Annotated in this window: 13 protein-coding genes; 12 read left to right on the plus strand and 1 reads right to left on the minus strand. The window is 69.8% G+C overall.

The genetic code is table 11. The features are described 5' to 3' along the window. Positions 1-240: 240 nt before the first annotated feature. From ACE1OC_RS17110 to rarD, 4 genes are all read left to right on the plus strand, one after another. On the plus strand, positions 241-900 hold the full coding sequence (locus ACE1OC_RS17110) for a response regulator transcription factor (protein ID WP_308313410.1): 660 nt from the start codon (positions 241-243) through the stop codon (positions 898-900). Positions 901-1,043: 143 nt separating this feature from the next. Beyond that, positions 1,044-2,987, plus strand: coding sequence for a 2-oxoacid:acceptor oxidoreductase subunit alpha (locus tag ACE1OC_RS17115; RefSeq protein WP_407837721.1), 1,944 nt, complete (start codon positions 1,044-1,046; stop codon positions 2,985-2,987). Continuing rightward, positions 2,980-4,047: a 2-oxoacid:ferredoxin oxidoreductase subunit beta gene (locus tag ACE1OC_RS17120; protein WP_407837722.1), complete on the plus strand. Its 1,068-nt coding sequence runs from the start codon at positions 2,980-2,982 to the stop codon at positions 4,045-4,047. The genes ACE1OC_RS17115 and ACE1OC_RS17120 overlap by 8 nt, the downstream gene beginning before the upstream one ends. 197 nt (positions 4,048-4,244) lie before the next feature. Further along, the gene (rarD, locus tag ACE1OC_RS17125) at positions 4,245-5,210 is read left to right on the plus strand and encodes an EamA family transporter RarD (protein ID WP_407837723.1); all 966 of its coding nucleotides are present in this window, start codon (positions 4,245-4,247) and stop codon (positions 5,208-5,210) included. A 6-nt stretch (positions 5,211-5,216) separates the two neighbouring features. Here rarD and ACE1OC_RS17130 read toward each other — a convergent pair whose 3' ends face one another. Then, positions 5,217-5,615, minus strand: coding sequence for a DUF6193 family natural product biosynthesis protein (locus ACE1OC_RS17130; RefSeq protein ID WP_407837724.1), 399 nt, complete (start codon positions 5,613-5,615; stop codon positions 5,217-5,219). A gap of 475 nt (positions 5,616-6,090) precedes the next feature. Here ACE1OC_RS17130 and ACE1OC_RS17135 point away from each other — a divergent pair, with 475 nt between their 5' ends. From ACE1OC_RS17135 to ACE1OC_RS17170, 8 genes are all read left to right on the plus strand, one after another. Next, positions 6,091-6,774 carry a YybH family protein gene (locus ACE1OC_RS17135; RefSeq protein ID WP_407837725.1) on the plus strand — a complete coding sequence of 228 codons (684 nt, stop codon included), beginning with the start codon at positions 6,091-6,093 and terminating at the stop codon, positions 6,772-6,774. Between the two features lie 192 nt (positions 6,775-6,966). Next, entirely contained in the window at positions 6,967-7,590 is a 624-nt protein-coding gene (locus tag ACE1OC_RS17140; protein ID WP_407837726.1) for an isochorismatase family protein, read from the plus strand. Then, complete coding sequence (locus tag ACE1OC_RS17145; RefSeq protein WP_407837727.1) at positions 7,587-9,497, plus strand: anthranilate synthase family protein; 1,911 nt, start codon at positions 7,587-7,589, stop codon at positions 9,495-9,497. Before ACE1OC_RS17140 ends, ACE1OC_RS17145 begins: the two co-directional genes overlap by 4 nt. After that, positions 9,494-9,841, plus strand: a complete 348-nt coding sequence (locus tag ACE1OC_RS17150; protein ID WP_407837728.1) for a hypothetical protein — start codon at positions 9,494-9,496, stop codon at positions 9,839-9,841. The genes ACE1OC_RS17145 and ACE1OC_RS17150 overlap by 4 nt, the downstream gene beginning before the upstream one ends. Next, positions 9,838-10,458, plus strand: coding sequence for a phenazine biosynthesis FMN-dependent oxidase PhzG (phzG, locus tag ACE1OC_RS17155; RefSeq protein WP_407837729.1), 621 nt, complete (start codon positions 9,838-9,840; stop codon positions 10,456-10,458). Before ACE1OC_RS17150 ends, phzG begins: the two co-directional genes overlap by 4 nt. A 44-nt stretch (positions 10,459-10,502) precedes the next feature. After that, positions 10,503-12,341, plus strand: coding sequence for an asparagine synthase (glutamine-hydrolyzing) (gene asnB, locus ACE1OC_RS17160; RefSeq protein ID WP_407837730.1), 1,839 nt, complete (start codon positions 10,503-10,505; stop codon positions 12,339-12,341). Positions 12,342-12,363: 22 nt separating this feature from the next. Next, positions 12,364-12,855, plus strand: coding sequence for a PhzA/PhzB family protein (locus ACE1OC_RS17165; RefSeq protein ID WP_407837731.1), 492 nt, complete (start codon positions 12,364-12,366; stop codon positions 12,853-12,855). A gap of 52 nt (positions 12,856-12,907) precedes the next feature. Beyond that, positions 12,908-13,318: a VOC family protein gene (locus tag ACE1OC_RS17170; protein WP_407837732.1), complete on the plus strand. Its 411-nt coding sequence runs from the start codon at positions 12,908-12,910 to the stop codon at positions 13,316-13,318. Positions 13,319-13,402 lie beyond the last annotated feature (84 nt).

The following is a 13,402-nucleotide window of genomic DNA, read 5'->3' on the forward strand; positions in this document are numbered from 1 at the left end:
TCGCATGTCGCCCCCCTCCGCCCCCGCGGGGTGTCGTTCGGCCTGCCGGGAGCGGGGGCCAAAGCCCTGACTTCGGGGGGTGGCCGGTGCCGAGGGGCACTCGGGGCCGAAAACAGCCGTTCCAGAGGTGCGCGTTGATCGCGATCCGGCTATATCCGGGCTCAAGACTGGGATGCTTGGCTGAGTCAGGGACAACGGGGAACGAGCAAAAGCGGGAGCAGCGGAGTCGTGGAAGACAGGGTGCGGGTGGTCATCGCCGAGGATTCAGTGCTGCTGCGTGAGGGCCTGACCCGGTTGCTGACCGACCGGGGGCATGACGTCGTCGCAGGCGTCGGGGACGCGGAAGCCCTGATCAAGACGGTGGCGGAGCTGGCGGCGGAGAACGCGCTGCCGGACGTGGTGGTCGCCGATGTGCGGATGCCGCCGACGCACACCGACGAGGGCGTACGGGCCGCCGTGCGGCTGCGGCGCGATCACCCCGGCATAGGTGTGCTCGTGCTGTCCCAGTACGTGGAGGAGCAGTACGCCACCGAGCTGCTGGCCGGCTCCAGTACCGGGGTGGGGTACCTGCTGAAGGACCGGGTGGCCGATGTGCGCGAGTTCCTCGACGCCGTCGTCCGCGTGGCCCGGGGCGGTACCGCCCTGGACCCGGAGGTCGTGGCGCAGCTGCTCGGCCGCAGCCGCAAGCAGGACGTGCTGGCGGGGCTGACCCCGCGCGAGCGCGAGGTGCTCGGGCTGATGGCCGAGGGGCGGACCAATTCCGCGGTGGCCAAGCAGCTGGTGGTGAGCGACGGCGCGGTGGAGAAGCACGTCAGCAACATCTTCATGAAGCTGGGCCTGTCGCCCAGTGACGGGGATCACCGGCGCGTGCTGGCCGTTCTCACCTACCTAAGATCTTGATCAACTGACACTCTGTCAGGTAAGGCCGGATTCGGACAGACCGCCGAAGGGGCGGTCCAGAAAATGAGCACCCCGGGAAGGAATCCCTGCGGACGTAGGGTTGACCTTGGGCAGTGCTCACGCCTCGAAGGAGGTCCAGTTCAGTGACCAGCCAGGTCAGTAGCCCAGCCGAACAGTCCGACGGGGCCGAAGGCGCAGTCGTCGGCGAGCAGCGGACGTCCCCGGACACGGGGACGAAGGAAGTACGCCGACTCGATCGGGTGATCATCCGCTTCGCGGGTGACTCCGGTGACGGCATGCAGCTCACCGGTGACCGCTTCACCTCGGAAACCGCCTCCTTCGGCAACGACCTCTCGACGCTGCCGAACTTCCCGGCCGAGATCAGGGCGCCCGCCGGCACCCTCCCGGGCGTGTCCTCCTTCCAGCTGCACTTCGCCGACCACGACATCCTGACGCCGGGCGACGCCCCGAACGTCCTGGTGGCGATGAACCCGGCGGCACTGAAGGCGAACATCGCGGACGTGCCGCGCGGCGCGGAGATCATCGTCAACACCGACGAGTTCACCAAGCGCCCCATGGCCAAGGTCGGCTACGAGACCTCACCGCTGGAGGACGGCTCGCTGGACGCCTACAACGTCCACCCGGTGCCGCTGACCACCCTCACCGTCGAGGCGCTCAAGGACTTCGGGCTGTCCCGCAAGGAGGCCGAGCGCAGCAAGAACATGTTCGCGCTCGGGCTGCTGTCCTGGATGTACCACCGGCCCACCGAGGGCACCGAGACCTTCCTGCGGCAGAAGTTCGCGAAGAAGCCCCAGATCGCGGAGGCCAACGTCACCGCCTTCCGGGCCGGCTGGAACTTCGGCGAGACCACCGAGGACTTCGCCGTCTCCTACGAGGTGGCCCCGGCCACCCGCGCCTTCCCGACCGGCACGTACCGCAACATCTCCGGGAACCTCGCCCTGTCCTACGGGCTCATCGCCGCAGGCCAGCAGGCCGATCTGCCGATCTACCTGGGCTCGTACCCGATCACCCCGGCCTCGGACATCCTGCACGAGCTGAGCAAGCACAAGAACTTCGGCGTACGCACCTTCCAGGCCGAGGACGAGATCGCCGGCATCGGCGCGGCGCTGGGCGCGGCCTTCGGCGGCGCGCTCGGCGTGACCACCACCTCCGGCCCCGGCGTGGCCCTGAAGTCCGAGACGATCGGCCTCGCGGTCTCCCTGGAGCTGCCGCTGCTGATCGTGGACATCCAGCGCGGCGGCCCGTCGACCGGGCTGCCGACCAAGACGGAGCAGGCCGACCTGCTCCAGGCCATGTACGGGCGCAACGGCGAGGCCCCGGTGCCGATCGTGGCCCCGCGCACGCCGGCGGACTGCTTCGACGCCGCGCTGGACGCGGCCCGCATCGCGCTGACCTACCGGACCCCGGTGTTCCTGCTCTCCGACGGGTACCTCGCCAACGGCTCCGAGCCCTGGCGGATCCCGGACGTGGCGGACCTGCCGGACCTCAAGGTCCAGTTCGCCTCCGGCCCCAACCACGAGCTCGCGGACGGCACCGAGGTCTTCTGGCCGTACAAGCGCGATCCGCAGACCCTGGCCCGCCCGTGGGCGGTCCCCGGCACGCCGGGGCTGGAGCACCGGATCGGCGGCATCGAGAAGCAGGACGGCACGGGCAACATCTCGTACGACCCGGCCAACCACGAGTTCATGGTCCGCACCCGCCAGGCCAAGATCGACGGCATCCGGGTCCCCGACCTGGAGGTCGACGACCCGGACGGCGCACGCACCCTGGTGATCGGCTGGGGCTCGACGTACGGGCCGATCACGGCCGCCGTACGCCGGCTGCGGATCGCCGGGATGCCCATCGCGCAGGCCCACCTGCGCCACCTCAACCCCTTCCCGAGGAATCTGGGTGAGGTCCTGAAGCGTTACGACAAGGTAGTGGTGCCGGAGATGAACCTCGGGCAGCTCGCGACCCTCCTGAGGGCGAAGTACCTGGTCGACGCGGCGTCGTACAACCAGGTGAACGGCATGCCGTTCAAGGCCGAGCAGCTCGCCAACCATCTCAAGGAGGCCATCAATGACTGAGGTGACCGACAACCCCGCGCTGCTCTCGCTGGTGCCCAAGGCGGCCGCCAAGCAGTCGATGAAGGACTTCAAGTCGGACCAGGAGGTCCGCTGGTGCCCCGGCTGCGGCGACTACGCCGTGCTCGCCGCCGTCCAGGGCTTCATGCCGGAGCTGGGGCTGGCGAAGGAGAACATCGTCTTCGTCTCGGGCATCGGCTGCTCCTCGCGCTTCCCGTACTACATGGACACGTACGGGATGCACTCGATCCACGGCCGCGCCCCGGCCATCGCCACGGGGCTCGCCACCTCGCGCCGCGACCTGTCGGTCTGGGTCGTCACCGGTGACGGGGACGCGCTCTCGATTGGTGGAAACCACCTGATCCACGCCCTGCGGCGGAACGTCAACCTCAAGATCCTGCTGTTCAACAACCGGATCTACGGGCTGACCAAGGGGCAGTACTCCCCCACCTCCGAGGTCGGCAAGATCACCAAGTCGACCCCGATGGGCTCGCTCGACGCGCCCTTCAACCCGGTCTCGCTGGCGATCGGCGCGGAGGCCTCCTTCGTGGCCCGTACGGTCGACTCCGACCGCAAGCACCTCACCGAGGTGCTGCGCGCGGCGGCCGCCCACGAGGGCACGGCGCTGGTGGAGATCTACCAGAACTGCAACATCTTCAACGACGGCGCCTTCGAGGTCCTCAAGGACCACGAGCAGGCCCAGGAGGCCGTGATCCGCCTCGAGCAGGGGCAGCCGATCCGCTTCGGCGTGGCGGGCGCCAAGGGCGTCGTGCGCAACGCGGCCACCGGGGACCTGGAGGTCGTGACCGTGACCCCGGAGAACGAGTCCCGGATCCTGGTCCACGACGCCTCCTCGGCCTCCCCGACCAACGCGTTCGCGCTGTCCCGGCTGGCCGACCCGGACACGCTGCACCAGACGCCCATCGGGGTGTTCCGCAACGTGCGGCGGCCCGTCTACGACACGCTCATGGCCGAGCAGCTGGACACGGCCGTGGACCGCAGCGGCAAGGGCGACCTGGGCGCACTGCTGAGCGGGAACGACACCTGGACGGTCGTCGGCTGAGGCGTCGGCTCAGGCGTCGGCGAGGCAGCCGCCGCAGCTCTTCGAAGCCCGGACCCGCAGGGAGGGTCCGGGCTTCGTCGTGTCCCGGCCGCCGGGCCGCCACCCAAGTGTCATGAGCATCTCGCCCGACGCTAATGACTTTCGGCGCGGGCGGCGCTACCGTCGTCAGGTTGGCTTGAAGTAGCTCTGGAGGTCCCGTGAAGGCACAGAACGACCAGCGCACGGGGTTGCTCTACGGATTCGCCTCGTACGGGATGTGGGGGATCGTGCCCCTCTTCTGGCCGCTCCTCCAGCCCGCCGGAGCCATCGAGATCCTCGCCCACCGCATGGTGTGGTCCCTGGCCGTGGTCGGCGTGGCGCTGCTGGCCCTGCGGCGCTGGGGATGGGTGTCGGAGCTGCTGCGCCAACCGCGCAAGCTCGCCCTCACGGGGGTGGCCGCCGCCCTGGTCACCGTGAACTGGGGCGTGTACATCTGGGCGGTCAACAACGGCGCGGTCGTCGAGGCGAGCCTCGGCTACTTCATCAACCCCCTGGTCACCATCGCGCTCGGCGTCCTGGTCCTGGGCGAGCGCCTGCGCCGCACGCAGTGGGCGGCCGTCGCTATCGCCGTCGCCGCCGTGCTGGTCCTCGCCGTCGGGTACGGGCGTCCGCCGTGGATCTCGCTGATCCTGGCCTTCTCCTTCGCCCTGTACGGGCTGATCAAGAAGCAGCTCGGCATGGGTGGCCTGGAGTCGCTGACCGCCGAGACCGTGATCATGTTCCTGCCCGCCCTCGGCTACCTGCTGTGGCTCGGCTCGCGCGGCGAGTCCACCTTCACCGCACAGGGCCCGGGGCACGCCCTCCTGCTGGCCTCGGCCGGGCTGGTCACCGCGATCCCGCTGATCTGCTTCGGCGCGGCCGCGATCCGGGTCCCGCTGTCCACCCTCGGGCTGCTCCAGTACATGGCCCCGGTCTTCCAGTTCGGCCTCGGCGTCCTCTACTTCCACGAGGCCATGCCGCCCGCGCGCTGGGCCGGCTTCTCCCTGGTCTGGGTCGCCCTCTCGATCCTCACCTGGGACGCCCTGCGCACCGCCCACCGCTCCCGCACCCTGCGCCTGGACGGCCTGCCGGCCCCGCTGCCGGCGCCCCTGCAGACGCCGGCGCCGGCGCGCGAGACCGCGTAACACCGGCTACCCGTCCATCGGCAGCCCCGTCGCGGCGAGCCGGAGGCGGGGCGGCACGTGCCCCACCACCAGGGCCACGGCCTCCCCGGCCGTGTCGACCTCGCCGACCTGCCCGGCGGGATCCTTCCGCATGACGCGGAACCGCCCGTCGGGCAGCGGGATCACGAAGGGGACGGCCACCTCGTAGGGGAAGCGGGTCGTGCTGCTGAAGTGCACGTGGCAATGGCTCGTGTACGGGTACAGCTGCCGCAGGATCGGGTCCTCGTGGGCCTCCTCCAGCACCGCGAGGGTGCCGAGGCGCCAGACCTCGGGACCGAGGCGCTCCAGGCGGTCCGCCCAGGTCCGCCGTGTGTCGAGCCACTGGGCCTCGACGACCGCGGCACGGGTCTCTTCGTTGACGTTCATCCCCTCAGTGTGCTCCCGCCCCGGCGCCACGAGCGGCTCCGTCCGCTTTCCGAACGGGTATGACCCGATCGAGGTCTTGACGGACCATCACGCCCTCACCGGCCACCGGGCTCGCGCCGACGCACGTCGCCCGCCCGCCCCTCCGGGCGGAATTCAGGTTTCCTCTTATTTTCTTCGGCCGGCCCCGCTCCTCGGCCGCATCCTGCAGGCCTAGTTCCGCGATCGGTGATCGCCGCAGGCCATTACGGCCGGGCCGATATTCCGCTTCCCGCCCAGGCCGGGCCGGGCTCCCGCTGCGGCCGGACCGAATTGCACACCAGCGACATAGGCATTTTTAGCTCGTTGACAAGCCCGAGTTGCCGACGGTTATATGAAGTCATCGAAGGGGGGGATGGCGAATGAGGACCAACCAAAAGGCCCCATTCCGCAGCCGAATTGAATTAGTCCACCGCCATCTCCAATGCGAGGAGATGATATGAGCATAATCAAGCACACACTTCCGCTCTCCGCCGCCGCCATTGTGCTGACGGTCGCGAGCATCGCAGGGCCCAGCTACCTCCAGACCCAGTCGGCGGCCGCGAGCACGTCGGCCGTCGCCGAGACCCCGGCAGCCGAGACCCCGACAGCCGCCGAAACGCCGGCGGCCCCCGAGGCCCAGACACCCACCGAAGCTCCGACGGACGCCGCGAGCCAGACGGACATCTTCAACCCGCGGCCCGTCGCGAGAACCCCCGAACAGCTGCTCCAGCTCCTGGGCGAGCGGATCAAGGCCAAGGACATCGAGGGCATCATCGCCCTGCACGAGCCCGAAGCGGCGATCGTCGACTGGGACCTCTCGGTCATCAGGGGTCACGAAGCCATCAGGAACTTCTACGTCGGTTGGTTCAACCTGAACCCGGAGCTCACCGTCAACGCCCGCCAGACCGTGGCGACCGGAGGCTGGCGCGGGTGGGACGGCGTGGTCCGCCAGCGCACGGCGTCGATCATGGGCGACTACAGCCTGGCGCAGGACGGGACGGCCGGCGGCCCCCGCGTGAGCTTCACCGGCAACTTCTGCGACACCGTCGAGGAGCAGCTGGACGGCACGTGGCTGTACGTCCTGGACAACCCGTACCCGCCCCACGGCGGGGGCACGCCGGCGGCGGCTTCCCACCACTGATCCGGGTTTCTCACGCCTCGGCCGTCTCGGCCTCTTCTGCTCAGCAATTCGGCCGGCGAATTCTTCACGCACATTGCGCGCTTCATCCACCGCGCCGAAAAACAAGCAGGGTGAGGAAATTCCACCCACCCATGGGGATCCGATGATCCCCATGGGTGGCCGGCCCACACTCAATCAACCCGAGGGGGAACCGTGCCGGGCATAGCCCCGATCTCGTCATACCCACTGCCGACGGCGGCCGAACTGCCCGCCAGTCTGGCCCCGTGGAAACCCGACCCCGACCGAGCGGCCCTGCTCGTGCACGATATGCAGCGCTACTTCCTCGCACCGTTCCCCGCGGAGATCCGCGATCCGCTGGTACGCCACTGCACGCTCCTGCGGGAGCGCTGCGCCGCCCTCGGGGTCCCGGTGTTCTACACCGCGCAACCCGGTGGCATGACCGACGGGGAACGCGGCCTGCTCAAGGACTTCTGGGGTCCGGGCATGAGGGTGGACCCCGTCGATCGTCAGATCGTCACGGAACTCGCGCCGCGGCCCGCGGACCAGGTGCTCACCAAGTGGCGCTACAGCGCGTTCTTCCGCTCGGACCTGCTGGCCCAGATGCGCGCCCAGGGGCGCGATCAGCTGATCGTCTGCGGGGTCTACGCGCACGTCGGTGTGCTGGCGACGGCCCTCGAGGCGTTCACCAACGACATCCAGCCGTTCCTGGTCGCCGACGCCGTCGGTGACTTCTCCGCCGAGTACCACCAGCTGGCCCTCGACTACGCGGCCGCCCGCTGCTCGGTGGTCACCACCACCGAGGAGGTCTTCCGATGAACTCGACGCAGCTGCTCGAGCACGTGCTGGGCCCCAATCCGGGTCCCTTCGCCCTGCTGCACCGCCCCGAGGCGCTGGGCGCGGACCGCGTGGAGATCCTGCTGGGCGAGGTCGGCACGCCGGCCCGGCTGGCCGACATCCCGCTGGCCGACGCCGACCGGAGCGGCCGCCCCGGCGGCCCCCGGCACGAGGCGCTGGTCCTGGTCCCCCATCAGCAGATCGCCGAGCGCGGCTTCATCGCCGCCGCGGACGGATCGCCGCTGATCGCCATGTCGGTGACCGAGCAGGGCCAGATCGCCACGCCGGACGCGCTCAGATGGCTGCCGGACGAGCCGATCACTCTGGACGGCGGACACTTCGACACCGAGGACGAGGCCTACGCCGACACGGTCCGCGCGGTCCTGGGCAACGAGATAGGCACCGGCGAGGGCTCGAACTTCGTCATCAAGCGCTCGTTCGTCACCACCATCACCGGGTACTCGACGCGCAGCGCGCTCAGCCTGTTCCGCCGGCTGCTCACCCGGGAGAGCGGTGCCTACTGGACCTTCATCGTGCACACCGGCACGCGGACCTTCGTGGGCGCCACTCCGGAGCGCCACGTCAGCCTGCGGGACGGCGTCGCGGCGATGACCCCGATCAGCGGCACCTACCGCTACCCGCCCACCGGGCCGGTCCGGTCGGAGGTGATGGAGTTCCTCACCGACGGCAAGGAGACCGACGAGCTGTACATGGTCCTGGACGAGGAACTCAAGATGATGGCCCGGGTCTGCCGGGGCGGCGGCCGGGTGAGAGGACCGTTCCTGCGGGAGATGGCCCACCTCGCGCACACCGAGTACGTCATCGAGGGGCGCAGCGACCTCGACCCCCGGGACATCCTGAGGGAAACGATGTTCGCCCCCACGGTGACCGGCAGCCCGCTCGAGAACGCCTGCCGGGTGATAGCCCGCTACGAGCCGCGCGGTCGCGGGTACTACGGCGGCATCGCGGCCCTCATCGGCCGCGACGCCGACGGCGCGCGCACCCTGGACTCGGCCATCCTCATCCGCACCGCCGACATCCGTGCCTCGGAGGTCGACGACAGCGGGCACGTGGAGGTCGGGGTGGGCGCGACCCTGGTCCGGCACTCCGATGCCGACGCCGAGGTCGCGGAGACCCGTACCAAGGCCGCGGGCGTGCTCGCGGCGCTGGGCGCCGCGAACCGGCTCGTCGAGGACCCGCTGATCCAGAAGGCCCTGGGGAGCCGCAACGAGACGCTCGCACGCTTCTGGCTCAGCGACACCGCATCGCGGGCACGGCCCCATCCGATGCTCGACGGCCGCCGGGTACTGATCGTCGATGCCGAGGACACCTTCAGCTCGATGCTGGCCCACCAGCTGAGCGCCATCGGGCTGACCGTCGAGCTCGCCGGCTTCGACGCGGCCCACCGCTTCGACGAGCACGATCTCGTCGTCATGGGCCCGGGACCCGGCGACCCGCGGGAGGCCGGCGACCACCGGATGAGCCGCCTCACCTCGGCGATCGAGGAGCTGCTCGCCCGGCGCATCCCCTTCCTGGCCGTCTGCCTGAGCCACCAGTTGCTGTCCCGCCACCTCGGGCTCGAACTGAGGCGCCGGGACGTCCCGAACCAGGGCACCCAGCGGGAGATCGACCTGTTCGGCGCACGGGAGCGGGTCGGCTTCTACAACTCCTACGAGGCCCGCTCGCGGACCGAGCAGCTGGAGTGCCCCGGCGTCGGCGAGGTGAAGGTGAGCCTCGACCCCCGCACCGGAGAGGTGCACGCCCTGCGCGGGGCGCACTTCGGATCCGTGCAGTTCCACCTCGAATCCGTGCTCACCCAGGACAGCGAGCGCGTCCTGACCGAGCTCCTCGTCCCCCTGCTGGAAGCCGCGGAGGTGGTGAAGGTATGAAGGCCGCCGTCTCCTGGTGGGACCTCTCCGGGTCCGACCAGACCATCGACTCCTTGCGCGTCTACCTGCGCGACGAGGGAGTGGACCCGTGGACCGAGGTCCGCGGCATGCGACTGAAGTTCTGGATCTCCGACCGGCAGCAGAACCGGTGGGGCGCGGTGATGCTGTGGGACTCCGACGCGGACCTGACGCAGCCGATGCCCCCGAACCGGGCCACCGAGCTCATCGGGTACCCGCCGACCGACCGGATGATGACCGACGTCGAGGCGATCGTCGAGGGCATCCACTCGGGTGTGACGTCCGAGCGCGGCCTGGCCTTCGAGACCGCCGGGAACGCCTCGTGAGCGCCCCGGCCCGGCCCCTGACGGCCGATGAGTTCACCGCCCCGCCCGCCGAGCCGATGGACCTGCTGCGGACCTGGTTCGACAGCGCCGTCGCGAACGCCGTACGCGAACCGGGCGCACTGGCACTGGCCACCGCCGATGCCCGCGGCCGCGCCTCCAACCGGATCGTGCAGGTGCTCGCGGTACGCGGTACGGGGCTGGTCTTCGCCAGTCACTCCGACAGCCGCAAGGCACGGGACTTCGACGAGACGGGCTGGGCGTCGGGCGTCTTCTACTGGCGGGAGGCCGGCCGCCAGGTGAGCGTGAGCGGCCCGGCCCGCCCGCTGCCCGACGCGGAGTCCGACGCCCTGTGGGCCGCCCGGCCCGCCGCCGCGCACCCGATGTCGGTGGCCTCGTACCAGAGCGCACCGCTGCAGGACGAGGACGCGCTGCGCGACCGGGCCCGGGAACTGGCCCGGGGCGGCACCGCACTGACCCGCCCGGACCGCTGGCTGGGCTACCTGCTGGAGCCGGCTTCGGTCGAGTTCTGGCAGGCCGACCAGGAGGACCGGCTGCACCGGAGGCTGCGCTACGAGCGCGACGGCTCCGGCTGGCGTACGGACCGGCTCCAACCCTGACCGTGCTCCGAACCCCTTAGACCAAGTGAGAGAAAGGCAAGCCGATGTGTGGAATTACGGGCTGGATCTCGTTCGACCGTGATCTGGAGCAGCAGCGCACCCAGCTGGACGCGATGACGCAGACCATGGCCTGCCGGGGGCCGGACGCCGGTGGCGCCTGGATCGAGCGGCACGCGGCCTTCGGCCACCGGCGGCTGTCGGTCATCGACCTCGAGGGTGGCGCCCAGCCCATGGTGGTGCCGACCGACAACGGACCGGTGTCGATCACCTACAGCGGCGAGGTCTACAACTTCAAGGAGCTGCGCGCCGAGTTGGTGCGCCGCGGCCACCGCTTCCGGACCGCCAGCGACACCGAGGTGGTGCTCAACGGCTACGTCGAGTGGGGCGAGGCGCTCGCCGACCGGCTCAACGGCATCTACGCCTTCGCCATCTGGGACTCCCGCGTCGAGAAGCTCGTACTGATCCGCGACCGGATGGGCGTCAAGCCCCTCTACTTCTACGAGACCGAGGACGGGGTGATGTTCGGCTCCGAGCCGAAGGCGATCCTCGCCAACCCGCTGGCGGAGCGCGCGGTCGACCTCGCCGGGCTGCGGGAGCTGGTCAGCTTCACCCAGACGCCGGGAAGCTCGCTGTGGTGCGGAATGCGCGAGGTGGTGCCGGGGGGCATCGTCATCGTGGACCGCGCCGGCTTGCGCGAGCGCCGCTACTGGACGCTGCCCACCCGGCAGCACACCGATGACCTGAAGACCACCATCGGCAACGTGCGGGACCTGCTCGAGGACATCGTGAACCGCCAGGTCGTCTCCGACGTACCCCGGTGCACCCTGCTCTCCGGCGGTCTGGACTCCAGCGTGATCACCGCGCTGGCCGCCGCCAAGCTCGGCGAGTCCGGCGAGAAGGTGCGCAGCTTCGACGTGGACTTCGTCGGACGGGCGGACGACTTCGTCGCCGACGAGCTGCGCGGCACGACGGACGCCCCCTATGCCCGGGAGGTGGCCGCCCGCGCCGGAACGCAGCACCAGTCGATCGTGCTCGACCACGCCTCGATCGCCGACCCGGACATCCGGCGGAAGGTCATCACCGCGCGGGACAGTCCGCTCAGCCTCGGCGACATGGACACCTCGCTCTACCTGCTGTTCCAGGCCATCCGCCAGCACTCCACGGTCGCCCTGTCCGGGGAGTCCGCGGACGAGGTCTTCGGCGGGTACCGGTGGTTCCACCAGCCGGAGGTCCAGGCCGCGAAGACCTTCCCCTGGATGGCGGTCTTCGTCAGCGGCGCCAAGGCCCAGGTGTCCGACCGGTTCAACCCGGGCATCACCGCGGCCCTCGACCTGCCGACGTACATCGCCGACCAGTACTCCACCGCGGTCGGAGAGGTCGAGCGGGCGGAGGGCGAGAGCGACCACGAGATGACCATGCGGACGATGAGCCACCTGCACCTGACCCGCTTCGTCCGGATGCTCCTGGAGCGCAAGGACCGGATCAGCATGGCGGTGGGGCTGGAGGTCCGGGTCCCGTTCTGCGACCACCGGCTCGTGGAGTACGTCTACAACGCCCCGTGGTCGATGAAGACCTTCGACGGCCGGGAGAAGAGCCTGCTGCGCGCCGCGACCGCCGACCTGCTGCCCCAGTCGGTGCTGGAGCGGACGAAGGCCCCCTACCCGGCGACGCTGGACCCGCAGTACACGAGCGCGCTGCTGCAGCAGTCCAAGGAACTGCTCACGACCGACGACCCGGTCTTCGGCCTGGTCGACCGCAGCTGGCTGCAGGACATCACCCAGCAGGACCCGTCCAACATGCCGCTCGACGTCCGCAACGGCATGGAGCGCGTGCTCGACCTGAGCACCTGGCTGGACATCTACCGCCCCGAACTGCGCCTCTGACACGGGAATTGAGGAAATCGACATGGAAACGACCCACGCTCAGCCCGAGGGGCTCGAAGCCGACCGCGACCTCCGTGCCCGGCACCGCGCCGTCGTGGCCGACTACATGAGCCGCAAGGGCGAGACCCGCAAGACGCGCTACCTGCTCTTCGCCGAGGACGGCAGCGCCGGCCTGTGGACCAGCGACACCGGACAGCCGATCACCTCCCAGGGGCACGAGAAGCTCAAGGCGCACGGCGAGTGGTCGCTGCGCATGTTCCCCGACTGGGAATGGTCGAACGTCCAGATCTTCGAGACGCAGGACCCCAACCAGTTCTGGGTCGAGTGCGACGGGGAGGGCCAGATCCTCTACCCGGAATATCCGCCCGGCCACTACCGGAACCACTTCATCCACTCGTTCCTGCTCGAAGACGGAAAGATCAAGCAGAACCGCGAGTTCATGAACCCGCTCCAGCAGCTGCGAGCGCTGGGCATCGAGGTCCCGAAGGTCAACCGCGGCGGGATCCCCACATAGGAACCGGCGCTCCGTTTCGCACTCCCACCCAAGAGAAGCAAGGAGAAGTCCCGTGGGATCTCAGCTCAACCCCTACATCGCCTTCGACGGGGATGCCCGCCAGGCGCTGGAGTTCTACCACGGCATCCTCGGCGGAAAGCTGGAGCTGGGGACGTTCGGCGACTTCGGCAACCCCGAGTCGCCCGACGCCGACAAGATCATGCACGCCACGCTCAGCACCGGGGACGGCTTCACGGTGATGGCCTGGGACGTCCCGGAGCGGGTCCCCTTCAACCCGGGCACCAACGTCGCGCTCTACCTCGGCGGCGACGACCCCCACCTGCGCGACTACTTCGGGAAGCTCGCCGCCGGCGGCACCGTGGTGATGCCCCTCAAGCAGCAGATCTGGGGCGACGAGGCGGGCACGCTCGTCGACAGGTTCGGGATCACCTGGATGTTCAACCTCACCCAGGGCCGGTCCTGATCGCACCCCCGGTGTGCGGGGCGGAAGCCTGCGACGGCTCCGCCCCGCACACGGGGACCCGTTCGCCCTCCGAGCGAGGGGGTG

The sequence above is a fragment of the Streptomyces stoeckheimensis genome, assembly GCF_045822005.1.
GTDB lineage: Bacteria > Actinomycetota > Actinomycetes > Streptomycetales > Streptomycetaceae > Streptomyces > Streptomyces stoeckheimensis.

Bases quoted from the DNA above. Each gene is read 5' to 3' on its own strand.
- ACE1OC_RS17165 (WP_407837731.1), top strand. From the start codon at position 12,364: ATGGAAACGACCCACGCTCAGCCCGAGGGGCTCGAAGCCGACCGCGAC.
- asnB (WP_407837730.1), top strand. From the start codon at position 10,503: ATGTGTGGAATTACGGGCTGGATCTCGTTCGACCGTGATCTGGAGCAG.
- ACE1OC_RS17150 (WP_407837728.1), top strand. From the start codon at position 9,494: ATGAAGGCCGCCGTCTCCTGGTGGGACCTCTCCGGGTCCGACCAGACC.
- ACE1OC_RS17120 (WP_407837722.1), top strand. From the start codon at position 2,980: ATGACTGAGGTGACCGACAACCCCGCGCTGCTCTCGCTGGTGCCCAAG.
- ACE1OC_RS17135 (WP_407837725.1), top strand. From the start codon at position 6,091: ATGAGCATAATCAAGCACACACTTCCGCTCTCCGCCGCCGCCATTGTG.
- ACE1OC_RS17130 (WP_407837724.1), bottom strand. From the start codon at position 5,615: ATGAACGTCAACGAAGAGACCCGTGCCGCGGTCGTCGAGGCCCAGTGG.
- ACE1OC_RS17145 (WP_407837727.1), top strand. From the start codon at position 7,587: ATGAACTCGACGCAGCTGCTCGAGCACGTGCTGGGCCCCAATCCGGGT.